Source organism: Oxalicibacterium sp. (assembly GCF_057353965.1).
On sequence record NZ_JBMQZD010000004.1, the window covers coordinates 458,991 to 481,976 of the forward strand.

The window sequence follows — 22,986 nt, forward strand, 5'->3', positions numbered from 1 at the left end:
AGGCGTGTCGCACTCATCAAGGAATCAAAGCCCCAGATCGGACAGCCCCGGATGATCATCCGGACGGCGGCCCAGCGGCCAGTGAAACTTGCGTTCCGATTCCTTGATCGGCAGGTCGTTGATGCAGGCGTGACGCACTTTCATCAGGCCGTCCTCGCCGAACTCCCAGTTTTCGTTGCCGTAGGAGCGGAACCAGTTGCCGGCGTCGTCGTGCCATTCGTAGGCGTAGCGCACGGCGATACGGTTGTCGGTGAAGGCCCAGAGTTCCTTGATCAGGCGGTAGTCGAGTTCCTTTGCCCACTTGCGTGCGAGGAAGGCTTGCGCTTCGTCGCGGTTCTTGATGAATTCGGCGCGATTGCGCCATTTGGTATCCACGCTGTAGGCGAGGGCGACCTTGGCAGGATCGCGGCCGTTCCAGCCGTCTTCGGCCAGGCGGATTTTCTGGATGGCGGTTTCACGGGTGAAAGGCGGCAGCGGCGGACGGGCATTCGGATTGGCGGACATGTGGTTCTCCTTGAGGTAAGTGGCGAAAAACAGCGGGCTACAAAACGACAAATCACAGCAAATGGAAGCATGGATGGCGCGTCGATCGATTCCCGTACGCGCTATTGCGGCAAGCGCGTCAAGCGGCGAGCAGTCTGCGCGCAAGCTGTTGCGCCTTGCGTGCGGCAGTTCTGTCGTTCATGACCAGCGCCACCGTGATGGCGCCATCGATCAGCATCAGGAATTCGTAAGCCAGCTCTTCCGGATCGGCGGCGCCGTATTCCTTCGTCAACTGCAACAGGTAATCGTGCAGCCTGACCTTGTGCAGTTTCGAAACGGCACGGATAGGATCGGCAGGGTCGCCGATTTCGCCGGCCGCGTTGATGAACGCGCAGCCGCGGAAATCCGGCATGAGGAACCATTGTTCCAGCGCGTCGAAGGTCGCCAGCAGCTTGGCCGTCGGCGTATCTCCTTTTTCGCTTTCGGTGATGAACCAATTCATCCAGCGTTCGTCGCGCTTGCGCAGTGCTTCGGCGACCAGTTCGTCCTTGGTCTTGAAATGGCGGTAGATCGTCTTGCGGGCGACGCCGGACGACTTGACGATCTGATCCATGCCGGTAGCACCGATGCCGCCGGCATAGATCAGCCGCTCGGTGGTATCGAGCAGCTTTTTCAGCGTGTCGTTTTGTGGATCGATGGTCGAATTCATCATGGTAGAACGATCATTCTCTTTGGGTGAATGAATGGTAGAACGATCGTTCTCTTGGCGTCAAGCATTTTGTGAAAAAAATGCGACGCCACGGAAAATCATGGTTTTCGACCGGTGGAATACCGGTGGAATGAAAGAGTGTCTCTGTTGTGCACGTTTGGATGCTGTCGGACGTTGCCGTCTTGCATATAGAATTGCCGCTTCGAATTGAACAACAGGAAACGACGCATGCTGCTGAAACCGAACGTCCCCAAGCTGCTGAGCCTGAATGCCGGGTTTGTCGACACGATAGGTTTCCTGATGCTGCACGGCCTGTTCACCGCCCATGTGACAGGCAACTTCGTCACGCTGGGCGCATCGATGGCGCAGGGAGCGTCCGGCGCGGCAGCCAAGCTGCTGGCCTTGCCCGTGTTTTGCGCGGTGGTGATACTCATGCGGCTGTTGCGCTACTGGCTTCTCGCATGGGGTTTGCCAGTGTTGCGTACCTTTCTGGGATTGATGCTGATTCTGCTGATCGTCGGCGCGGTGCTGGCGATCCGTTGGGGCCCGTTCCATGACGGCGATACCTGGCAGGCGATCACGACCGGCATGATCCTGGTGATGGCGATGTCCATTCAGAATGCGGTGCAAAAGGTCCATCTTTCCAATGCGCCGCCGACGACGCTCATGACGGGCACCACCACGCAGATCATGCTCGATGTCGCCGATCTGCTCCATGGCGCATCGGGTGAACAACTGGCGGACATCAAGGCGCGTCTTTCGGTGATGGCGAGTAGTCTGGCGGCGTTTGCGATCGGCTGCATGATCGGTGCGCTTGCCTATCTGTTGATCGATGTCTGGTGCGCGGTGATCCCGCCGCTGCTGGTGCTGTGGACCAGCCTGCTGCGCGATGCGGTTCCGGCGGCGATACCGCAGTGAGATTGAAATGTCGCACGCATGAAATACGGCGTGAAAAAAAGTAACCGTCTGCGCGGAAACGGCAATCCCTAGTCCATAATCGAAGACTGACAACCTGCACATCCTGCCGATGCATTCAGTCACCATTTCGCTTGTTCTGCTGCTGGCCGTTGTCGCTGCCGGATTCATCGCACGCATGCTGCCGTTGAAGGTGCCTTTGCCGCTGGTACAGATTGCCGTCGGCGCCTGTCTTTCGTACGGATTCGGCCTGCGTGTGCCGCTGGATCCGGAATTCTTCTTCCTGTTCTTCATTCCGCCATTGCTGTTTCTCGACGGCTGGCGTATTCCGAAAAGCGCCTTCTTCCGCGACGTGCGGCCGATCATGACGCTGGCGATCGGGCTGGTGCTGTTCACGGTGGTCGGCGTCGGCTATTTCATCCACTGGATGATCCCGTCGGTGCCGCTGGCGGCGGCACTGGCGCTGGCCGCCATCCTGTCGCCGACGGATCCGGTGGCGGTTTCGGCAATCGCCTCGCAAAGCCCGATTCCGTCGCGGCTGATGCACATCCTCGAGGGCGAATCGCTGCTCAACGATGCGTCCGGTCTGGTGTGCTTCCGCTTTGCCGTTGCGGCCGTGGTGACGGGAACGTTCTCGCTGTTCGACGCTTCGCTGACCTTTCTGATGGCGGCCGGCGGCGGCCTGCTGATCGGCGTCGCGGTGGCATGGCTGGTCGGCATCCTGAACCGCTGGCTGGTCACGGTGGCGGGCGAGGACCCGAGCGGCCAAATCCTGATCAGCCTGCTGGTGCCGTTTGCCGCTTATCTGGCGGCGGATCACCTGCACGTGTCCGGGATTCTCGCGGCGGCAGCGGCTGGCATTACCACGCATTACGCCGACATGTTCGGCCGCCGGCTCGCTTCGACGCGTATGCAGCGTATCGCCGTCTGGGACACGATCCAGATGGCGTTGAACGGTGTGATCTTCGTCATCCTTGGCGCGCAACTGCGTACGACCATCGAAGGTCTGCCCGCGGTGGCAGCGGAACTGGGCATGAACCATCCGGCGTGGCTGCTGCTGTATGTCGTGGCGATCACGGCTGTGCTGGCCGTGCTGCGTTTCCTGTGGGTCTGGAGCTCGCTGAAATTCACGCTATTCCGCAAGCGCGGCGATCAGGCCGAAACGACCAAGCCGTCATTGCGCCTGCTGCTGATGACGGCGTTCGCCGGTGTGCGCGGCGCGGTGACGCTGGCCGGCATCCTGACATTGCCGCTGCTGATGCCGGACGGCAGCCTGTTTCCGAAACGCGATCTGCTGATCTTCCTTGCCAAGGGCGTGATTCTGCTATCACTGCTGAGCGCCAGCATCGCATTGCCATTGTTGACGCGTAATCTGAAGTTCGTGCCGGAGCCGGCGATCGGCAAGGAAGAGGGCTGGGCGCGAGCGGCGGCAGCGGAAGCGGCGCTGCGCCATCTCGGCGAGAAACGCGGCGGCGAAACCAATTCCGAAGCGCTTGCGCGCGTGACGGAACTTTACCGGCGACGGCTGGATTACGGCACCAGCGAAGGCGACGAAGCGGTACGCGCACGCACGGTGGCCGAAGCGGAACGCAATTTGCGGCTGGAAGCGATCCATGCCGAGCGCGAGGAATTGTTCCAACTGTGGCTGCACAGCAAGCTCGACGATGCCTTGCACCGGCGCTTGCTGCGCGAACTGGACCTGATCGAGGGCGCCTTGTCGCGAGATTCGGAACATTGAAGGCAAACGCGGCGTGCCATGCCGGCAGAGCGTCGCTGATCTATAATGGCGGGTTCCGTTTCCGCCGAATGAGGTCCTCACCGTGACGTATAGCGTCAAGGAAATCTTCTACACATTGCAAGGCGAAGGCGCCCAGGCCGGGCGTCCGGCGGTGTTCTGCCGTTTTGCCGGCTGCAATCTGTGGACGGGGCGCGAAAGCGACCGCACAACGGCGGTCTGCCGTTTCTGCGATACCGATTTCGTCGGCACCGATGGCGAGGGCGGCGGCAAGTTTGCCGATCCCGCCGCGCTGGCGCAGACCATCGATGCGCTGTGGCCGGCTTCGTATGCAGCGAGCAAGTATGTCGTCTTCACCGGCGGCGAGCCGCTGCTGCAGCTGGACGCCGAACTGATCGTCGCGATGCACGCGGTCGGCTTCGAGATCGCGATCGAGACCAACGGTTCGCTGCCGGTGCCCGACGGCGTGGACTGGGTTTGCGTGAGCCCCAAGATCGGTGCGCCGCTGGTGGTGAGCAAGGGCAGCGAACTCAAGGTCGTGATTCCGCAGGAAAACCAGTCGCTGGCCGACTACGAAGGCCTGCAATTCGACCATTTCTTCGTGCAGCCGATGGACGGCCCGCAAAAGGAAGCAAACACGCAGCTCGCGATCGACGTCTGCAAGCGCAATCCGAAATGGAAACTCAGCCTGCAGACCCACAAACTTTTACAGATACCGTAATCCCATGCTGACCATTACCCGCAAGCTCGAATTCGATGCCGGCCACCGCATTCCCGACCACAAGAGCCAGTGCCGCAACCTGCACGGCCATCGCTACGTGCTGGAAATCACACTGATCGGCAATGTCATCGATGAGGAAGGCAGCTCGGACAACGGCATGATCATGGACTTCTCCGATGTCAAATCGTTGGCGAAGCAGCACCTGATCGACGTCTGGGATCACGCCTTCCTGGTTTACAAAAAAGACGACAAGGTACGCGCCTTCCTCGAAAGCATCCCAGGGCACAAGACTGTCATTATCAACCGCATCCCGACGGTGGAGAATCTGGCGCAGACCGCGTTCGATATCCTCAATACCGTCTACACCGACCGCTACGGCACCGGCCTGCGCCTGCACAAGCTGGTGCTGCACGAAACACCGAACTGCTGGGCCGAGATCACGGCGGAAGGATGATACACAAATGATGCCGATGGGGCAGGGCGCGCACGACGCGATCTGGATGCGCCAGGCGCTGGACCAGGCACGTAACGCCTGGGCCTTGGGCGAAGTGCCGGTCGGTGCGATCATCGTACGCGACGGTGAGGTGATCGCCACCGGCTTCAACCAGCCGATCGGCAATCACGACCCAACCGCGCATGCCGAGATCATGGCATTGCGTGCCGCGGCGACCATTCTCGGCAATTACCGGCTACCCGGCTGTGAACTGTTCGTCACGCTGGAGCCGTGCGCGATGTGCGCCGGCGCGATGATGCATGCGCGGCTCGCGCGCGTCGTCTACGGCGCGATCGATCCGAAGACTGGCGCCTGCGGCTCCATCGTCGATCTGTTCGCGCAGGAGCGCTTGAACCATCACACGCAACTGGTCGGTGGCGTGCTGGCCGATGAATGCGGTGCGCTGCTCAGGGAATTTTTCGCGGAGCGCCGCCGCGCCGCGCAGACCTTGCGCGCGGGCGAACCCGATCTGCCTGCCTGAATCCGAGCTCGAATCTGAAGCCGCTCTGCGCGGTGTTGGCACGATCGTTTGTCCGACGGTATGATCGCAGCATGCATGCGCGGCCCGACGCGGCCGCGTTCTTCCGTATCCATTCTTCATTCCTCGAAAGCACGCGCCTTGCCGACCGCACACCTCAACGACATCGATATCGAATACGACACGTTGGGCAATCCCGACGGTGAACCGATCCTGCTGATCATGGGACTGGGCATGCAGCTCGTGTCCTGGCCCGAATCCTTCTGCGATGCGCTGGTGAAGCAGGGTTTCCGCCTGATCCGCATCGACAACCGCGATAGTGGCCTGTCCACCAAGCTTTCGCATCTGGGTGAGCCGAATGTGCTGATGGCCGTGCTGAAGCTGATGCTGCGTCTGCCGTTGAAGGCCGGCTACACGCTGGACGACATGGCGGCTGACGCTGTTGGCGTGCTCGATGCACTGGGCATCGAAAAGGCACACGTGGTCGGGGTGTCGATGGGCGGCATGATCGGCCAGATCGTCGCCGCGCGATATCCGGAGCGCACGCTGAGCCTGACGTCCATCATGTCTACCACCGGCCGGCGCGGATTGCCGGAGCCGACGAAGGATGCGCGTAAGGTGTTGTTCCGCCGGCCGCCGATCGAAAAGGGCGTCGATGCCGTCACCTGGCATTTCGTGCAGACGGTGCGCACGATCGGCAGCCGCGAATTCATGCCGACGGATGACACGCTGTACCAGCGCATTCGCATCGGCGTCGAGCGCAGTCTGGAGCCGATCGGCACCACGCGCCAGTTGCTGGCGATCGCCGCTTCCGGCGACCGCGTCGAACTGTTGAAGCAGGTGCATGTGCCGACGCTGGTGATTCATGGCAAGGACGATCCTCTGGTGCCGGTCGAATGCGGCCGTGATACGGCGCGGCTGGTGCCGGGCGCGGTGATGAAGGAAGTCGACGGCATGGGGCACGATCTGCCGGATGTATTGATGCCGCAGATCACGCAATGGATAGGCGAGCATTGCCGCGCCGCGTCATCGGCCGATCAGGCATCTGCCGAATTGCAGGCCGCGCAGGCATGACCGAATCCGGACTGGACGCGCGCCTGCGCATGCTGGCAACCGACGGCGGCCGACGCACACCGCGTATCGCCATCGTCGCGCCCAGCGGCTATGCGCCACGTCCGGAGCTGGTCGAACGCGGCATCGCCGCGTTGCGTGCACAGGGCTGCAGCGTGCGCGACTTTACCGATCCCGACAGGAAATTCCAGCGCTTCGGCGCGACCGACGACGAACGCATCGCGCAGTTGTATGCGGCTGCCAACGACGCCGACATCGATATCGTGCTCGCGCTGCGCGGCGGTTACGGCCTGTCGCGCCTGCTGCCGTCGCTGGATTTCGCGCAACTGGCGGCCAGCGGCAAGCTGTTCGTCGGCCATAGCGACTTCACGGTCCTGCAGATGTGCATGTTGCAGCAGGGCGGCCTCAGCTTTGCGGGGCCGATGCTGTGCGACGACTTCGTGCGCGACGAGCCGAGCGCCTTCACGCTGGCCGATTTCTGGCAATGCCTGACGCAGCCGGCGCATACGGTTTCCGGGGAGGACGCTGGCAATCCGGATTGCGACGTGCATGGCACGCTGTGGGGCGGCAATCTGGCGATGCTGACGCATCTGGCCGGCTCGCCCTGGCTGCCGCAGATCGACGGCGGCATCCTGTTCGTCGAGGATGTCAACGAGCACCCATATCGCATCGAACGGATGATGTTGCAATTGCTGCATGTCGGCGTGCTGCAGAAGCAGCGTGCAATCCTGTTCGGCGATTTTTCCGGCTACCGACTGAGCGACTACGACAACGGCTACGATTTCGTGCCAATGGTCGATTACCTGCGGTCGCGCCTGCAGGCGCCGTTATTGACAGGTTTGCCGTTCGGTCACGGACGGGACAAGGCCACGCTGGCCGTCGGTGCGCAGGCGCATCTACAATCGGAAAACGGCCGGTTCACGCTGCAAATGTCCGCTTATCCGCATCTGACCTGAACGCTGCGCCGTCTTCCATTCCGGCAAGTCCCGTCTTTGCCACCCCGCGATGATAGAATGGCGGGCTTGTTCCACACCGTTCCACAAAGGTTTTCTCAGTGCTTTCCACCGCAAACATCACAATGCAGTTCGGCCCCAAGCCGTTGTTCGAAAACATTTCCGTCAAGTTCGGCGAAGGTAACCGTTACGGCCTGATCGGCGCCAACGGCTGCGGCAAATCGACCTTCATGAAGATTCTCGGCGGCGATCTGGAGCCGAGCGCGGGCAACGTGATGCTGGACCCGGGCGAGCGCCTGGGTAAATTGCGCCAGGACCAGTTCGCCTACGAAGAAATGCGCGTGCTGGACGTCGTGATGATGGGGCATGTCGAAATGTGGCAGGCAATGAGCGAGCGCGATGCGATTTATGCGAACCCGGACGCCACCGACGACGATTACATGCGTGCCGCCGATCTCGAAGCAAAATTTGCAGAATTCGATGGCTATACCGCCGAAGCGCGCGCCGGCGAACTGCTGCTGGGCGTAGGCGTGTCGCTGGACCAGCACCAGGGGCCGATGAGCGCTGTCGCGCCGGGCTGGAAGCTGCGCGTGCTGCTGGCGCAGGCGCTGTTCTCGAATCCGGACATCCTGCTGCTGGACGAACCGACCAACAACCTCGACATCAACACGATCCGCTGGCTCGAGGACGTGCTCAATCAGCGCAACTCGACCATGATCATCATTTCCCATGATCGTCACTTCCTGAATCAGGTTTGCACGCACATGGCCGACATGGATTACGGCACGCTGAAGGTGTATCCGGGCAATTACGACGACTACATGCTGGCATCGTCGCAGGCGCGTGCGCAGCAACTGGCGAATAACGCCAAGGCCAAGGAAAAGGTCGCGGAACTGCAGGATTTCGTGCGCCGCTTCTCGGCCAACAAATCCAAGGCGCGTCAGGCAACTTCGCGTGCCAAGCAGATCGACAAAATCAAGGTGGAAGATGTCAAGCCATCCAGCCGCCAGAACCCGTTCGTACGTTTCGAAGGCGAGAAGAAACTGCATCGCCTGGCTGTAGAGGCCGAGGCCATCTCCAAAACCTATGACCGCAAGATTTTCGATCGCTTCAGCATCATGGTCGAAGCCGGCGAACGTATCGCCATCATCGGTGCCAACGGCGCCGGTAAAACGACGCTCCTGCGCTGCATTGGCGGTCCGGACATCGCCGGTCTCGCTGCTGACAGCGGCAACGTCAAGTGGGCGGAAAATGCCAACGTCGGCTACATGCCGCAGGATCCGACCGAGGAATTCGCCAGCGACAAGAACCTGACCGACTGGATGGGCCAGTGGACCAAAGAGGGCGACGACGATCAGGCCGTGCGTTCGATTCTCGGTCGCCTGCTGTTCGGCGGCGACGACGTGAAGAAATCGGTCAAGGTGCTGTCCGGCGGCGAGAAGGGCCGCATGATGTACGGCAAGCTGATGCTGGGCCGCCATAACGTGCTGCTGCTGGACGAGCCGACCAACCACATGGACATGGAATCCATCGAATCGCTGAACATCGCGCTGGAAAAATATGCCGGCACGCTGATCTTCGTTTCGCACGATCGCGAATTCGTTTCCTCGCTGGCAACGCGCGTGCTGGAAGTCAAGGATGGCGAGATCGTCGATTTCCAGGGCACCTACGAGGAATACCTGACCAGCCAGGGCATCGAATAATTGCATCCATTGCGGCATGCCGGCGTTTTGCCCGGCATGCCGTTTTTCTTCCGTTTTCTCTTGTATCGTCCGCTGCGGCCGCCATATTCGAATGGCGCTACAATCCGTTCTCCGATTGCCGCATTCCCGCGGCCTTGCCATCGCATCCATTTGATCAGCCATGCATACCGAGCCAATCAAGACCGTTGAATTCGAACGCCCGATGATGGAAAGCGGCACCAGCTGCGTCGCCCATGCGTGGGCGCGCACGCCGGCCGCGCCGTCACCGGAAGAAAAAGTCGCACTGAAGGCGCGCATCAGGCAGTTGCTGAAAGAGAAAGAGGCCGTGCTGGTCGCGCACTATTACGTCGATGCCGATCTGCAGGACCTGGCTGAGGAAACCGGCGGCTGCGTCTCCGATTCGCTGGAAATGGCGCGCTTCGGTCGCGATCATCCGGCCAAGACGCTGATCGTTGCCGGTGTCAAGTTCATGGGCGAGACGGCGAAAATCCTGAGCCCGGAAAAAACCATCCTGATGCCGGATCTGGACGCGACCTGTTCGCTCGATCTCGGCTGCCCGGTCGACGAGTTCACCGCATTCTGCGATGCGCATCCGGACCGCGTGGTCGTCGTCTATGCCAACACCAGCGCCGCCGTGAAGGCGCGCGCCGACTGGATGGTGACGTCGTCGATCGGCCTGAAGATCGTCGAGCACCTGCACGCGCAGGGCAAGAAAATCCTGTGGGCGCCGGACAAGCATCTGGGCAGCTACATCCAGAAGCAGACCGGCGCCGACATGCTGCTGTGGCAGGGCTCCTGCCTTGTCCACGACGAGTTCAAGGGCATCGAACTGGAACTGCTGAAGCGCGAACATCCGAACGCGAAAGTGCTGGTGCATCCGGAATCGCCGGCGAACGTCGTCGAGCAGGCCGATGCGGTGGGTTCGACCTCGCAACTGATCCATGCGGCGCAGACGCTGGACGCAACCGAATTCATCGTCGCCACCGACAACGGCATTTTGCACAAGATGCGCGCCGCTGCACCGGGCAAGATCTTCATCGATGCGCCGACCGCCGGCAACAGCGCTACCTGCAAGAGCTGCGCGCATTGCCCGTGGATGGCGATGAACGGCCTGCAGAACCTGCTGGACGTGCTGGAAACCGGCCGCAACGAAATCCACGTCGATCCGGAAATCGGCCGCAAGGCAACAGTCTGCATCGATCGCATGCTCGATTTCGCTGCTGCACAGAAAGCCAATGTGCGTCCGTCCGGCGATCTGGCGAAGGAACAGCAACTGTTTTCCGGCATCGGCCCCGCATGAGCACATTGAAGAATCCGTTTGCGCCGTTCGACGCAGCATTGACTGATGCGTTCGAGGCGAACATCCGTGCCGCGCTGGAAGAAGATGTCGGCACCGGCGACGTGACCGGCAAGCTGGTGCCGGAAGATGAATGGGTGCAGGCGCGCGTGATCGTGCGCGAAGATGCCGTGCTGTGTGGCGCGCCGTGGTTCGAAGCCGTAATGAAACAGCTGGATGCGCGCATCCGAATCGAATGGCGCTACGGGGAAGGCGACCGCATGCGAGCCGACAGCGAAGTCTGCGCAATCGAAGCGCCGGCACGTGCCTTGCTGACGGCCGAGCGTACGGCGCTGAATTTCATGCAGCTGCTGTCCGGCGTGGCGACCGAAACGCGCAGCTATGCCGATCTGGTGGCCGGCACCAAGGCGGCCGTGCTCGATACACGCAAGACATTACCGGGCCTGCGCCTCGCGCAAAAGTACGCGGTGCGTGTCGGCGGCGGGCGCAACCAGCGCATTGCGCTGTATGACGGCATTCTGATCAAGGAAAACCACATCGCCGCTGCCGGCGGCGTGCGAGCGGCGATGCTGAATGCGCTGGCGCTGGATGCGGGCGTTTCCATCCAAATCGAAGTCGAGAATCTGGCGCAACTGCAGGAAGCGCTGGATGCCGGTGCGCAATCGATCCTGCTCGACAATTTTTCGCTGGAATCGATGCGCGAGGCGGTGAAGCTGACTGCCGGCCGCGCGCTGCTGGAAGGTTCCGGCGGTGTCAACCGTGAAACGGTGCGCGCGATTGCCGAGACGGGCGTCGACCGTATCTCGGTCGGCAGCCTGACGAAGGATGTGCGGGCAACGGATTATTCGCTGCGGATCGTCGCATCGCGATAGGGCACGTCAGCCTCTATGGAAAAAAGCCGCGGAAATCGCGGCTTTTTTTATGGCGTATTCGAACGGGATGGCTGCCGGATCATTTCTTGCGGTCCGGTGTCAACACGCTCGGCAGCGCTTTCGGCAAGGTGTCCGGATAGTCGCGGCTGAAGTGCAGGCCGCGGCTCTCGCGGCGCGTCAGCGCGCTGTTGACGATCAGCGAGGCGACTTCGACCAGATTGCGCAGTTCCAGCAGATCCGGTGTGATGCGGAAGTTCGCGTAGTACTCGTCGATTTCCTCCTTCAGCAGACGAATGCGGTGCTGCGCGCGTTCCAGACGCTTGGTCGTGCGCACGATGCCGACATAGTTCCACATGAAGCGGCGCAGTTCTTCCCAGTTGTTGGCGATGATGACTTCTTCGTCGGCATCGGTGACGCGGCTTTCGTCCCAGGCCGGCAGCGCGATGCCTTTCTGTTTCGGCTGCGCTTCGATGTATTTGGCTGCAGAGCGGCCCAGCACCAGGCATTCGAGCAACGAATTGCTGGCGAGACGATTGGCGCCGTGCAGGCCGGTGCAGGTCGCTTCGCCGACCGCATACAGGCCGGGGAGGTCGGTGCGGCCGGACAGATCGGTGATAATGCCGCCGCAGGTGTAGTGCGCGGCCGGCACGACCGGAATCGGTTCCTTCGTGATGTCGATGCCGAACTGTGCACAGCGCTCCATGATGGTCGGGAAGTGTTCCTTCAGGAAGGCCGACGACTTGTGGCTGATGTCGAGATGCACGAAATCGAGGCCGCGTTTCTTCATCTCGGCGTCGATCGCGCGGGCGACGATGTCGCGCGGCGCCAGTTCGGCGCGCTCGTCGTAACCCGGCATGAAGCGCTTTCCGCCATCCTTGCCAGCGCTCATCGGCAAACGCAATTCGCCGCCTTCGCCGCGTACGGCTTCGGTGATCAGGAAGGATTTTGCATACGGGTGGTACAGGCAGGTCGGATGGAACTGGATGAATTCCATGTTGGCGATGCGACAACCTGCACGCCATGCCATTGCGATGCCGTCGCCGGTCGCGGTATCCGGGTTCGTCGTGTACAGATAGACCTTGCCGGCGCCGCCAGTGGCGAGCACCGTGTGTTCGGCGGAAATCGTCAGCACCTTGCCGGTCTTGACGTCCTGCACGTAGAGGCCGAGGCAGCGCGGGCCGTTCTTCTTGCGTTCCAGCGTTTCGGACGTGATGACGTCGATCGCGTAGTGATGCTCCATCAGCGTGATGTTCGGATGGGCGCGTACCTTCTGTTCTAGTGTCACCTGCACCGCGTGGCCGGTGGCGTCGGCGGCGTGGATGATGCGGCGCTGGCCGTGACCGCCTTCGCGTGTCAGGTGAAAGCCCAGTTCCGCCGTCGGGTCCGGTGTGAACGGCACGCCTTGTGCGATCAGCCATTCGATGGCTTCGCGGCCGTGTTCGACGATGAAGCGGGTGGCTGCTTCGTCGCACAACCCGCCGCCGGCGACCAGCGTATCGGCGACGTGTTCGTCGACGCTGTCGTTGGAGTCGAGCACGGCGGCGATGCCGCCTTGCGCCCAACTGCTGGCGCCGTCGAGCAGCGTGCGTTTGGAGATGACAGCGACCTTGCGGGTCTCCGCGAGGTGAAGGGCGACGGACAGGCCGGCCAGGCCGCTGCCGACGATGGCGACGTCAAATTTCATAATCTGGATAGAGATGAATCGGTCAAAACGGGAAAAGCGAACCCATGACTATATTCGATTTGGCGGCGAACGGCGAAAAACCACGCCATTGGAGGGGAAAAGAGCCAGGGGAAATGTGAAATTGCGCGCCTGCGTATGCCTGCGCGACCTGTGCAGAAAATCAGGCCAGCGCGAAGGTATGCGGATGGCCAATCAATGTTTCGGCCTCGGCGGTGGAAAGCGGCGGCGAGAAGATGTAGCCCTGGCCCAGATCGCAGCCCATCTTCGCCAGTTCGTCGATGTGCGCCAGCGTTTCCAGGCCTTCGGCAACCGTCTGCAGCTTCAGCGTCTGCGCCAGCGCGATCATCAGGCGGATGATTTCGACGTCGCTCTGGTTGGTGTCGATGCCGTGCACGAAGGCCTTGTCGATCTTCAGGATGTCGATCGGCAGTTTCTGCAGATAGGCCAGCGACGAATAGCCGGTGCCGAAATCGTCGAGCGCGAGGCGGACGCCCAGCTTCTTCAGCATCGACAATGTTTCCATCGTCTGCAGCGGATTGGCCATGGCCGAAGTCTCGGTCAGTTCCAGCTCCACCGTTTGCGGCGCGACGCCGCTGCTCTCCAGGATGTCGCGCACCTGCGTGAAGAACGACGTCTGCAGCAGCTGCCGCATCGAGACGTTGACGGCCACGCTCATGCTGCCCATCTTCGGATATTTCGCTTGCCACGCGGCCAGCTGACGGCAGCCTTCTTCCATCGCCCACATGCCGATCGGCACCACCATGCCGGACGCTTCGGCGATCGGAATGAACTCGTTCGGCGAGATCAGGCCGTATTCCGGATTGTTCCAGCGCAGCAGCAGCTCGAAGCCTTTTACCTTGCCGTCCTTCAGCGATACTTTCGGCTGCCAGGCGACCGACAGCTCGTTGCGTTCCAGCGCGAAACGCAATGCGACGTCCATGCGCGCATGCTTGGTCGATTTGCTCTGCAATGCGGCATCGTAGATTTCGATGCGGTTGCGGCCGCGTTCCTTGGCCTGGTACATCGCGGCATCGGCATCGCGCACCAGATCGGCGGGCGCATGATGATCGGCGTTCAATTGTGCAATACCGATGCTGGTCTGGATCTTGACGGCGACGTCGTCGATGACGACGCGCTCGGAGACGGCGCGCATGACGGCGTTGGCCTTGACCGCGGCTTCGGCCAGCGAGGCATTGGTCAGGATCGCGAATTCGTTGCCGCCGAAGCGGGCGACGAAATCCTTCTGTGGCAGCGTGGCGACCAGACGCCGGCTGACTTCGACCAGGCACTTGTCGCCGAAATCGTGGCCATGCGTGTCGTTGACGCTCTTGAAGAAGTCCAGATCGAGAAACAGCATCGTCAGGCTGGATTGATTCTGCCGGCTGGTGGCCATCGCGGCCTGCAGCGTGTTGGTCAGATGACGGCGATTCGGCAGCCCCGTCAGCATGTCGTGCAAGGCCTGATAGGCGATGCGCGATTCGTACTGTTTGTGTTCGGTGATGTCGCGCGTGACGCCGAGCACGCCGATGATGCGGCCCTTCGCGTCGGGCAGCGGATACTTGCTGGTCTGGAACCAGCGGTCCAGATCGTTGCGCCAGAAGCCCTGCATTTCCATGTCCTGCATCGGCTTGCCGCTTTGCATGATCTGCACGTCCTGCTGCCGCACTTCGTCGGCGATTTCTTCGGCGCTGCGCTTGTCCTCGTCGTTCGCCATTTTCAGGCACAGATCGTGGGTGGTCTTGCCGCGCATTTCCTCTTCACTGGAAAAGCCGAAGCGTTTCTGGAAGCTCAGGTTGCTGATCGTGAAGCGACCTTCGGTATCCTTGGCATAGATCATCGCCGGGTTCAGATCGAGCACGGAACGCAGCAGCGCGGTTTCTTCCTGCAGCTTCAGCTCGACGTCCTTGCGCAGCGTGATGTCCTCGATGCTGAAGACGAGGCCGTTGATCGCCGTATCGTGCAGCATGTTGAAGCCGCAGGTTTCCAGCCAGATCCAGTGGCCGTCGCGATGGCGCACACGATGGCGCGAAAAGATCGTCGCATGCGGCGTGTCGCGCAAATAGCGCAGCTTTTCCTTGTGCTCTTTCTCATCGTCCGGATGCAGTTCCGGCCGGACGCTGCCGGCGATGATTTCCTCCGGCGTATAGCCGACGACTTCCTGCATTGCAGGATTGGCGAACTGCACACGGTAGTTCGCATCGGTGATCATGAAGACGTGCCGCGTCAGGCGCGCGATCGCATTGAAGCGACGTTCGTTGGTGCGGGCCTGATTCAGCGCGACGCGATTCAGGTTCAGCGTGCGCGACAACAGCAATGCCAGCCAGCCGATGCAGACGGTGGCAAAGAAATTCGGCAGCCATTCGCCGACGGCGGCGCCCAGATAGGCGTTCAGTCGATAGCCCAGGAAAGCCAGGATCAGGATGGCGCCGATGGCGATGCGGTTGCTCAGCACCAGCGGAAAGATGCCGGCGACCGCGATCAGCCATGGCATCGGCAATGCCGCGCTGCGATCCAGTAGCGCCAGCACGACGATGACGAAAGTGGCGGCCGACATTTCGACCAGCAGGAAACTCTCGCAATGCAGGAAGGTGTTGCGCGGACGGAAGTGGCGCACAAAGGCGGTGAGCAGCAGCGGCGGCAGCAGGGCGATCGCGAACAGCGCGGGGCGCGACAGCGTCAGGTGGCTGGAATAGAGCAGCAGCAGAATGTGGAACAGCAGCGTGACATACAGCAGTAGCGACGCGGTACGAAAGATATCGTTGCCGGTGAGGACGATCGGCGCGCGGGGCGTATGCAGCAGCGGCGCATTCATCGATCTGCAGTGACCGGCTTGACCAGCGCGGCGGCCTGGCGTGCCCGGCTGCGTGCTGTGTCCACATCGGGCGCAGCGGCCAGCGCGACACCCATGCGGCGTTTGACGAAGGATTCGGGCTTGCCGAACAGGCGGATATCGCTACCTTCGATGCGCAAGGCATCGGCCACGCCTTCGAAGGCGATACCTTTGGCATCGTGCCGGCCATAGATCACGGCCGAGGCGGCCGGCGTGCGTAGCGCAGCGTTGACGGGCAAGCCGAGGATGGCTTTTGCGTGCAGCTCGAATTCGCTCTGATATTGACTGGCCATCGTGACCATGCCGGTATCGTGCGGACGCGGGCTGACTTCGGAGAACCAGACCTGATCGCCCTTGACGAACAGTTCGACGCCAAACAGGCCGAGGCCGCCGAGATTGTCCGTCACGCGGCGCGCGATGTCCTGCGCCTTCTGCAATGCAGCGGGCGGCATCGCCTGCGGCTGCCATGATTCGACATAGTCGCCGCTTTGCTGCAGATGACCGATCGGTTCGCAGAATTGCGTTTCCACCTTGCCGTCTGCGCCGACTGCGCGCACCGTCAGCAGCGTGATTTCGTAATCGAAATCGATGAAGCCTTCGGCGATCACGCGGCCTGCATTGACGCGGCCGCCGGCTGCTGCATTCTCCCAGGCGGTTTCGACTTCTTCCAGTGCATTGACGCGCGTCTGTCCCTTGCCGGACGACGACATGACCGGTTTGACCATGCAGGGAAAACCGACTTCGGTGCAGCCCAGCTGCAGCTCTTCGAGATTGTCGGCGAAGCGGTAAGGCGAGGTCGGTACGCCGAGTTCTTCCGCGGCGAGCCGGCGGATGCCTTCACGATCCATCGTCAGCCAGGTGGCACGCGCGGTTGGCACGACTTGCACGCGGCCGGCCTTTTCCAGCTCCACCAGCGTGGCGGTGGCGATGGCTTCGATTTCCGGCACGATCAGATCAGGTTTTTCCTTGTCGATCAGCGCGGCGAGTTGTGCGCCGTCGGTCATGTCGATCACGTGTGCGCGATGCGCGACCTGGTGGCCGGGCGCATCCGGATAGCGATCGACGGCAATGACTTCGACGCCGAGCCGCTGCAGCGCGATGATGACTTCCTTGCCGAGTTCGCCGGAACCGAGCAGCATGACTTTTGTTGCGGAAGAAGAAAGAGGGGTGCCGATGCGGCGGAGGAGGTTGTTGCTTTGATTCATGAGATGTCGACGTGAGCCGTTGAGGCGTTAGCATCCAGACAATAGCAAATCCTGCGCAGTTTGGACAGCGCCATCGCAGTTCTTTCCATATGGAAATCGCGTTAATCAAGAGATGCGCGAAAAGTGCGCAGAAGTATAGAAGGATGCGAACAGATGTACGGAGCACACGATCGTCAAGCTCAAAATAAAGCGCAAAAAAAACTGCCGCACAGCATCGTGCGGCAGCGGAGCATTCCCGAAGGACGGGAATGGGATCAGTCGTTGGCGTAGATGTCGTTGTCCTTGGTTTCCCGTATGAACAGCATGCCGATCACGAAGGTGATCAGTGCGATGACGATCGGGTACCACAGGCCGTAGTAGATGTCGCCCTTGTAGGCAACCAGCGCAAAGGATGTGGTCGGCAGCAGGCCGCCGAACCAGCCGTTACCGATGTGATACGGCAGCGACATCGACGTGTAACGGATACGCGTCGGGAACATCTCGACCAGCATCGCGGCGATCGGGCCGTACACCATCGTCACGTAGATCACGAGGATGAACAGCAGCAGCAGCGTCATGCCGTAGTTGATCTGATCGGGATCGGCCTTGGTCGGATAGCCGTGCGCCTTGATGGCGTCGCCCAGTTCCTTCGCGAAAGCCTTGTCCTTGGCGGCGGCATCCTCTTTCGACAGGCCGGCGGCATCATACGAGGTCAGCAGCGTGTCGCCGATCTTGATGGTGGCGACCGTACCCGGTGCGGCATCGACGTTCGTATAGGCGACGGAAGCGGCAGCCAGCTTGGCTTTCGCGATGTCGCAGGACGACGTGAATTTCTTCGTGCCGGTCGGGTTGAACTGGAACTGGCAGGTTTTCGGATCGGCCGTCACGACGACCGGCGATTCCTTCAGTGCCTTTTCCAGCGCCGGGTTCGCATAGTGCGTCAGCGCGCTGAAGATCGGGAAGTAGGTCAGCGCCGCGATCAGGCAGCCGGCCATGATGATCGGCTTGCGGCCGATGCGGTCGGACAGCGTGCCGAAGATCACGAAGAACGGCGTGGCCAGCAGCAGCGCGGCGGCGATCAGCAGATTGGCGGTCGACAGGTCGACCTTCAGCGTCTGTGTCAGGAAGAACAGCGAGTAGAACTGGCCGGCATACCAGACGACGGCCTGGCCGGCGGTCAGGCCGATCAGCGCGAGGATGACGATCTTCAGATTCTTCCAGCGGGCGAAGGATTCGCTCAGCGGCGCTTTCGACGTCTTGCCTTCTGCTTTCATCTTCATGAATGCCGGCGATTCGGACATCGACATGCGAATCCACACCGAGATGGCGAGCAGGAAGACCGACAGCAGGAACGGAATGCGCCAGCCCCAGTCGGCGAAGGCTTCTTCGCCGACGGCATTGCGCGTTCCCAGAATCACCAGCAGCGACATGAACAGGCCCATCGTGGCCGTGGTCTGAATCCACGACGTAAAGGCGCCGCGCTTGCCTTGCGGTGCATGTTCGGCGACGTAGGTTGCGGCACCGCCGTATTCGCCGCCCAGCGCCAGGCCTTGCAGGATGCGCAGTGCGATCAGGATGATTGGCGCAGCAATGCCGATCGAATTGTAATTGGGCAGCAGGCCGACGATGAAGGTCGACGAGCCCATGATCACGATGGTGACGAGGAAGGTGTATTTGCGGCCGATCATGTCGCCCAGCCGGCCGAACACGATGGCGCCGAACGGACGCACGATGAAACCCGCCGCGAAAGCCAGCAGTGCGAAGATGAAAGCCGTGTTGGGATCGGTGCCGGCAAAGAACTGCTTGGCGATGATGCCCGCCAGCGCGCCGTACAGGTAAAAGTCATACCATTCGAAAACGGTACCCAGCGATGAAGCGAAAATGACCTTCCGCTCCTCCGCCGTGATCCCGCGTGCAGGTGTGGATGCTGTCGCCATGATCGTCCTCCATATAATCGTTATAAGGGAGCGCGTCGCAATATGTCCGCGCACCGGGTCGCATGCGGAGTGTGCGACGCGAAACTTACGCGATACTTGCGTGAAACTTACGTGGCGCTTACGTCGGAAAAACAGTTTGCGAGGAATGCGGAGCGAAAGGCGTGCAGCCCGGGATCGCCGGTCTTTCCACCCGCATGTTTTACAATGGCGGCATTTTTCAGACGACAGTTCCAATGACGAATCCCGCTGCACCTTCTCCCGTTCTCATTCCCTTTTTGCAGGAACTCGGCATCGAAGTGGTCGAATCGAATGCCGGTACCGCACAGGTACAGCTGACGCTGCAGGAACGCCACCTGAACAGCTGGCGTGTCGCGCATGGCGGCGTGGTGATGACGATGCTGGACAACGTGATGTCATTGGCGGGACGCTCGCTCGACCCGGAAATCCGCAGCGGCGTCACGATCGAAATGAAGACCAGCTTCATGCAGCCGGGCGGCATCGAAGGCAGTCGACTGGTGGCGAAGGGCAAGGTCATGCATGCGTCGTCCAGCATTTACTTCTGTGAAGGCGAACTGTGGAACGAGGACAGGCTGGTGGCGAAGGCGACCGGTACGTTCAAGTTCATCCGCCGCAACGACGTCGCGAAGAAACTGGCATGAAGGACTTTCATAACAAGGTCGCTGTCATCACCGGCGCCGCCAGCGGTTTCGGTCACGCCTTCGCACAGCAGGGCGCCGCGCTCGGCATGAAACTGGTGCTGGCCGATGTGCAGCAGGATACGCTGATGCAGGTAGCGGATGAACTGACGCAGCAGGGCGCCGACGTGCTGGCCTCTCCGTGCGACGTATCGCAACCCGCACAGGTGCAGGCGCTGGCCGATGCGGCGATGGTGCGCTTCGGTGCCGTGCATCTGCTGTTCAACAATGCCGGCGTCGGAACCGGCGGACTGGTGTGGGAAAGTTCGGCCGCGGACTGGGAATGGGTGCTGGGCGTCAACCTGTTCGGCGTGATCCACGGCGTGCGCATCTTCACGCCGCTGATGCTGGCATGCGCGAAGAACGATCCTGCTTATCGCGGCCACATCGTCAATACCGCATCGGTTGCAGGATTGCAGAATGCGCCGACGATGGGTGTCTATAACGTGTCCAAGCACGCGGTAGTGTCGCTGACGGAAACGCTGTTTCAGGATTTGCGTATCGTCGAGGCGCCGATCGGCGTGTCGCTGCTGTGTCCGTATTTCGTGCCGACCGGCATTCATCAATCGGCGCGTAACCGACCGGCGGCGATGTCGAACGAAGGAGTGTTGACCGTCAGCCAGCGTGCAGCGCAAAGCTTCACGGAAAAAGCGGTGACATCCGGCAGGGTATCGGCGGAGCAGGTGGCCGAGCTGACCTTCGATGCGATACGCGAAGACCGTTTCTACATCTACTCGGAACAGGAACCGCTGGTACAGGTGCGCAAGCGCATGGAAGACGTGCTGCAGCAGCGCAATCCCTACGATCCCTACGAAGAAGCGCCGCATGTGCGCGAACTGTTGCGCGCCAGACTTAAACGCTGAACAGGCAGCGCCGGACAGTTAAATACCGGATTGACGTCCGAATATCTGATTTCACATATCTGAGGCGGTAGATGCGTCAGATGCCCCGCATGCAGCGCCCGTGCGCACGTTCCTGCACCGGTGCAGACATCGGCATGGCCGGCCGCTCGATCAGCAGCGGCGGACAGCCGTTCTGTAGGCGCACCAGTGTCGAGACGCGCGTGCCGTAGTCCGGCGATTCGATGCAAACGGCCGACAGCAACCGTTCGCGCTCTAGCGGAATGCCGGTCTGCGGCAGCCGGCAGTCGGAGGCGCAGGTGGTGTCGGACAGCATTTCGAAATAGGCGTCTTCCGGCGCGCCCTGGCACAGTAGGCTGGAGAACTGCGCCTTGGTGCGCACGACCTTGGGCCACGCGCAATCGAGCAGCGAATTCGACAAACCGTAAATGCCGGACATCAGCGGCTTGCCGTTGCGTTCGTCGCCGTCGCCGCGATTCGAATACCAGATCAGCTCGTCCTGATTGCCGATCAGCAGGTTGTAGCCGTTGTAATCGATCTGTTGTGCAGCCAGCGTCTGCACATAGTCGGCAGGCGAGGCATTGCCGGCTAGATAGTTGCGCACGATTTCGCCGCGCGACGGACGGTCGGCGCGCATTTCGGATGGCGCCCGGATATTGGTGATGGCGGCGAAGCGGCCGTCGCGCGTGATGCCCATCCAGGTGCCGCCGCCTTGCAGGTCGCGTCCTGCGTATATGTTCGGGTGATCCTGCCACCAGCCGGCGACTGCTGCCGGGCGCACATAAAACTCGTCGCGATTGCCGGCTGCCAGCAGCGGCATGTCGGGCAGTACGCGCCACGCAAAGACGATCAGACACATGTCGATAAATCCACAAATTGTTCCGTATGACGCGGGCCGTCGATGAAGGCGAGCAACCCGCTTTCTGCGACAGCCTGTTCCAGCTTGCCGGCGAAATCCGATTCGGCTGCTGGATAGACTTCCATCCACGTATGCAGGCCGTCCTTCGCATCGGGCCGGCGCTTGAGCGCGGCATCGACGCCGTATTGACGTTTCAGCATCTGCTGCATGGCGACGGCCTTGCGCTGAAAGGCATCGGCATCGGCCGTGCGCACGCGGTAGTAGATGTAAAGGTCCATGCCTATTTTCCGTGATTCCGGTCGATGCTGCAGACGACGGCTCAGGCGGCCGGGTCCGTCAACGGATAGGGCAGCGGCTGGAACGACAGCGGCGGGCCGTCGGCGGAACCCAGGCGCACTTCGCCATCGGCGGAGGCGAGCTTGATCTCGATCAGGCAGTCGAAACTCTGCGCATTGGCACGCGCGGCATTGACGACCATGCCACAAGGCTGGCCGGGATCGTCTGCCGAGAAGATTTCAGTACCGGCGGCAACGTCGGCGACTTCCACACGCGCATGCATCATGCGGCGTTTCAGCTTGCCCAGATACTGGCTGCGCGCGACGATTTCCTGTCCCGGATAGCAACCTTTCTTGAAATTGACGCCGCCGATCAGTTCGAAGTTGATCATCTGCGGCACGAACTGCTCTTGCGTCGCTGCCGTGATTTGCGGCACGCCGCCTTCGATGTCGGCCAGCTGCCATGCATCGGGCGCGGCCGGCTGCAGCACGGCGGATAGTTGTGGCCAAGCCTGCATCGCCAGCGCCGGTGTCGTGATCCATTGATAGCGCGGGATGCCGAAGGCATTCGGATGACGGATCAACGTGCCGGCTTCGGTATCGATCTTGTCGTAGATCGCCAGCGGCAATTCCGGGAACCACGGCAGCAATGCGCTGGCGGCGGCCGGGCCGGCGAGGCCGAGCATCACGTATTCGTCGCCGACGTCGGCCAGTTTCGCCTTGGCGCGCAGGATGAACATCTGCAGGCGCTTCTGTACGGCCGGCTGAATCTCGCGCGGAATCTGCAGCAGGATGCCGTCGGCATTCTTCCAGATCAGCAGGCTGGCGAGCAGGCGTCCCTTCGGCGAGCAATAGCCGGCCAGGCGCGCTTGCGCCGTGTCCAGATGCTCGACGTCGTTGGTCAGCTGGTTGTGCAGGAAATGCGCGGCTTCGTCGCCGGTGGCGGCAATCAGGCCCAGATGGGTCAACGGCGCGATGAAATTGGTGCGCGCGGTTTCCGTGGCGCTGCCGTTGCCGAACGACAGCAGTTGCGGCACCGTGTCGGCACTGAATTGCGCACCGCGCTGTGCGAGGAAGTCTAGCCAGGGAGTCATGATTTCAGCAATAAATTGGAGTCAGGCCGGGTTCAGCGATTATCATTAGGGTCTGATTATAGTGGCGTGGTGAAAATGCGTCCGGCGACGGCCGATTTGTGCCGCCGGTTACACCGTGCCGTTTTCGATTCTTGCAGA

At 61.4% G+C, this 22,986-nt stretch carries 21 protein-coding genes; 12 read left to right on the forward strand and 9 right to left on the reverse strand.

Translation table 11 applies throughout. From position 1 onward, the window contains the following. Positions 1-24: 24 nt before the first annotated feature. Entirely contained in the window at positions 25-504 is a 480-nt protein-coding gene (locus ACO1VH_RS08595) for a nuclear transport factor 2 family protein (RefSeq protein WP_486244085.1), read from the reverse strand. A 118-nt stretch (positions 505-622) separates the two neighbouring features. After that, positions 623-1,195, reverse strand: a complete 573-nt coding sequence (locus tag ACO1VH_RS08600) for a TetR/AcrR family transcriptional regulator (protein WP_486244086.1) — start codon at positions 1,193-1,195, stop codon at positions 623-625. Positions 1,196-1,426: 231 nt separating this feature from the next. Between ACO1VH_RS08600 and ACO1VH_RS08605 the strand changes: the two genes are divergently transcribed. The 10 genes from ACO1VH_RS08605 (at position 1,427) to nadC (ending at position 11,430) form a co-directional block, all read left to right on the forward strand. Next, complete coding sequence (locus tag ACO1VH_RS08605; protein WP_486244234.1) at positions 1,427-2,110, forward strand: YoaK family protein; 684 nt, start codon at positions 1,427-1,429, stop codon at positions 2,108-2,110. 109 nt (positions 2,111-2,219) lie between these two features. Beyond that, complete coding sequence (locus tag ACO1VH_RS08610) at positions 2,220-3,845, forward strand: Na+/H+ antiporter (protein WP_486244087.1); 1,626 nt, start codon at positions 2,220-2,222, stop codon at positions 3,843-3,845. An 82-nt stretch (positions 3,846-3,927) separates the two neighbouring features. Then, complete coding sequence (gene queE, locus ACO1VH_RS08615) at positions 3,928-4,563, forward strand: 7-carboxy-7-deazaguanine synthase (protein ID WP_486244088.1); 636 nt, start codon at positions 3,928-3,930, stop codon at positions 4,561-4,563. Between the two features lie 4 nt (positions 4,564-4,567). After that, positions 4,568-5,017: a 6-carboxytetrahydropterin synthase QueD gene (gene queD, locus ACO1VH_RS08620; protein ID WP_486244089.1), complete on the forward strand. Its 450-nt coding sequence runs from the start codon at positions 4,568-4,570 to the stop codon at positions 5,015-5,017. Positions 5,018-5,024: 7 nt separating this feature from the next. Further along, positions 5,025-5,537, forward strand: a complete 513-nt coding sequence (tadA, locus tag ACO1VH_RS08625; protein WP_486244090.1) for a tRNA adenosine(34) deaminase TadA — start codon at positions 5,025-5,027, stop codon at positions 5,535-5,537. A gap of 138 nt (positions 5,538-5,675) precedes the next feature. After that, on the forward strand, positions 5,676-6,608 hold the full coding sequence (locus tag ACO1VH_RS08630) for an alpha/beta fold hydrolase (RefSeq protein ID WP_486244091.1): 933 nt from the start codon (positions 5,676-5,678) through the stop codon (positions 6,606-6,608). Next, positions 6,605-7,561: a muramoyltetrapeptide carboxypeptidase gene (ldcA, locus tag ACO1VH_RS08635; protein WP_486244092.1), complete on the forward strand. Its 957-nt coding sequence runs from the start codon at positions 6,605-6,607 to the stop codon at positions 7,559-7,561. The genes ACO1VH_RS08630 and ldcA overlap by 4 nt, the downstream gene beginning before the upstream one ends. A gap of 98 nt (positions 7,562-7,659) precedes the next feature. Next, on the forward strand, positions 7,660-9,261 hold the full coding sequence (locus ACO1VH_RS08640) for an ABC-F family ATPase (RefSeq protein ID WP_486244093.1): 1,602 nt from the start codon (positions 7,660-7,662) through the stop codon (positions 9,259-9,261). 160 nt (positions 9,262-9,421) lie between these two features. Continuing rightward, complete coding sequence (nadA, locus tag ACO1VH_RS08645) at positions 9,422-10,561, forward strand: quinolinate synthase NadA (RefSeq protein WP_486244094.1); 1,140 nt, start codon at positions 9,422-9,424, stop codon at positions 10,559-10,561. Continuing rightward, complete coding sequence (nadC, locus tag ACO1VH_RS08650; RefSeq protein WP_486244095.1) at positions 10,558-11,430, forward strand: carboxylating nicotinate-nucleotide diphosphorylase; 873 nt, start codon at positions 10,558-10,560, stop codon at positions 11,428-11,430. The genes nadA and nadC overlap by 4 nt, the downstream gene beginning before the upstream one ends. Before the next feature lie 79 nt (positions 11,431-11,509). Here nadC and nadB read toward each other — a convergent pair whose 3' ends face one another. The 4 genes from nadB to ACO1VH_RS08670 form a co-directional block, all read right to left on the reverse strand. Continuing rightward, a complete protein-coding gene (nadB, locus tag ACO1VH_RS08655) occupies positions 11,510-13,114 on the reverse strand; it encodes an L-aspartate oxidase (RefSeq protein ID WP_486244096.1) in 1,605 nt (534 codons plus the stop codon). Between the two features lie 160 nt (positions 13,115-13,274). After that, entirely contained in the window at positions 13,275-15,926 is a 2,652-nt protein-coding gene (locus ACO1VH_RS08660) for a putative bifunctional diguanylate cyclase/phosphodiesterase (RefSeq protein WP_486244097.1), read from the reverse strand. Next, entirely contained in the window at positions 15,923-17,149 is a 1,227-nt protein-coding gene (gene purT, locus ACO1VH_RS08665; RefSeq protein WP_486244098.1) for a formate-dependent phosphoribosylglycinamide formyltransferase, read from the reverse strand. The genes ACO1VH_RS08660 and purT overlap by 4 nt, the downstream gene beginning before the upstream one ends. Before the next feature lie 254 nt (positions 17,150-17,403). Further along, on the reverse strand, positions 17,404-19,065 hold the full coding sequence (locus ACO1VH_RS08670; protein ID WP_486244099.1) for an MFS transporter: 1,662 nt from the start codon (positions 19,063-19,065) through the stop codon (positions 17,404-17,406). A 233-nt stretch (positions 19,066-19,298) separates the two neighbouring features. Here ACO1VH_RS08670 and ACO1VH_RS08675 point away from each other — a divergent pair, with 233 nt between their 5' ends. Next, on the forward strand, positions 19,299-19,724 hold the full coding sequence (locus ACO1VH_RS08675; RefSeq protein ID WP_486244100.1) for a PaaI family thioesterase: 426 nt from the start codon (positions 19,299-19,301) through the stop codon (positions 19,722-19,724). Then, a complete protein-coding gene (locus ACO1VH_RS08680; RefSeq protein ID WP_486244101.1) occupies positions 19,721-20,623 on the forward strand; it encodes an SDR family oxidoreductase in 903 nt (300 codons plus the stop codon). Before ACO1VH_RS08675 ends, ACO1VH_RS08680 begins: the two co-directional genes overlap by 4 nt. Positions 20,624-20,699: 76 nt before the next feature. Here ACO1VH_RS08680 and ACO1VH_RS08685 read toward each other — a convergent pair whose 3' ends face one another. From ACO1VH_RS08685 to ygfZ, 3 genes are read right to left on the reverse strand one after another with little or no spacing between them, the layout of a single operon-like run. Then, positions 20,700-21,479 carry an NRDE family protein gene (locus ACO1VH_RS08685; protein ID WP_486244102.1) on the reverse strand — a complete coding sequence of 260 codons (780 nt, stop codon included), beginning with the start codon at positions 21,477-21,479 and terminating at the stop codon, positions 20,700-20,702. Beyond that, a complete protein-coding gene (locus tag ACO1VH_RS08690) occupies positions 21,470-21,757 on the reverse strand; it encodes a DUF4936 family protein (protein WP_486244103.1) in 288 nt (95 codons plus the stop codon). Before ACO1VH_RS08690 ends, ACO1VH_RS08685 begins: the two co-directional genes overlap by 10 nt. Before the next feature lie 41 nt (positions 21,758-21,798). Next, positions 21,799-22,848, reverse strand: a complete 1,050-nt coding sequence (gene ygfZ / locus ACO1VH_RS08695) for a CAF17-like 4Fe-4S cluster assembly/insertion protein YgfZ (protein WP_486244104.1) — start codon at positions 22,846-22,848, stop codon at positions 21,799-21,801. Between the last annotated feature and the right edge of the window lie 138 nt (positions 22,849-22,986).

Bases quoted from the DNA above. Each gene is read 5' to 3' on its own strand.
- ACO1VH_RS08660 (WP_486244097.1), bottom strand. From the start codon at position 15,926: ATGAATGCGCCGCTGCTGCATACGCCCCGCGCGCCGATCGTCCTCACC.
- ACO1VH_RS08610 (WP_486244087.1), top strand. From the start codon at position 2,220: ATGCATTCAGTCACCATTTCGCTTGTTCTGCTGCTGGCCGTTGTCGCT.
- nadB (WP_486244096.1), bottom strand. From the start codon at position 13,114: ATGAAATTTGACGTCGCCATCGTCGGCAGCGGCCTGGCCGGCCTGTCC.
- ACO1VH_RS08685 (WP_486244102.1), bottom strand. From the start codon at position 21,479: ATGTGTCTGATCGTCTTTGCGTGGCGCGTACTGCCCGACATGCCGCTG.
- ACO1VH_RS08680 (WP_486244101.1), top strand. From the start codon at position 19,721: ATGAAGGACTTTCATAACAAGGTCGCTGTCATCACCGGCGCCGCCAGC.
- tadA (WP_486244090.1), top strand. From the start codon at position 5,025: ATGATGCCGATGGGGCAGGGCGCGCACGACGCGATCTGGATGCGCCAG.
- nadC (WP_486244095.1), top strand. From the start codon at position 10,558: ATGAGCACATTGAAGAATCCGTTTGCGCCGTTCGACGCAGCATTGACT.
- queD (WP_486244089.1), top strand. From the start codon at position 4,568: ATGCTGACCATTACCCGCAAGCTCGAATTCGATGCCGGCCACCGCATT.
- ACO1VH_RS08595 (WP_486244085.1), bottom strand. From the start codon at position 504: ATGTCCGCCAATCCGAATGCCCGTCCGCCGCTGCCGCCTTTCACCCGT.
- ldcA (WP_486244092.1), top strand. From the start codon at position 6,605: ATGACCGAATCCGGACTGGACGCGCGCCTGCGCATGCTGGCAACCGAC.
- ACO1VH_RS08675 (WP_486244100.1), top strand. From the start codon at position 19,299: ATGACGAATCCCGCTGCACCTTCTCCCGTTCTCATTCCCTTTTTGCAG.
- purT (WP_486244098.1), bottom strand. From the start codon at position 17,149: ATGAATCAAAGCAACAACCTCCTCCGCCGCATCGGCACCCCTCTTTCT.
- ACO1VH_RS08670 (WP_486244099.1), bottom strand. From the start codon at position 19,065: ATGGCGACAGCATCCACACCTGCACGCGGGATCACGGCGGAGGAGCGG.
- nadA (WP_486244094.1), top strand. From the start codon at position 9,422: ATGCATACCGAGCCAATCAAGACCGTTGAATTCGAACGCCCGATGATG.
- ACO1VH_RS08600 (WP_486244086.1), bottom strand. From the start codon at position 1,195: ATGATGAATTCGACCATCGATCCACAAAACGACACGCTGAAAAAGCTG.
- ACO1VH_RS08690 (WP_486244103.1), bottom strand. From the start codon at position 21,757: ATGGACCTTTACATCTACTACCGCGTGCGCACGGCCGATGCCGATGCC.
- ygfZ (WP_486244104.1), bottom strand. From the start codon at position 22,848: ATGACTCCCTGGCTAGACTTCCTCGCACAGCGCGGTGCGCAATTCAGT.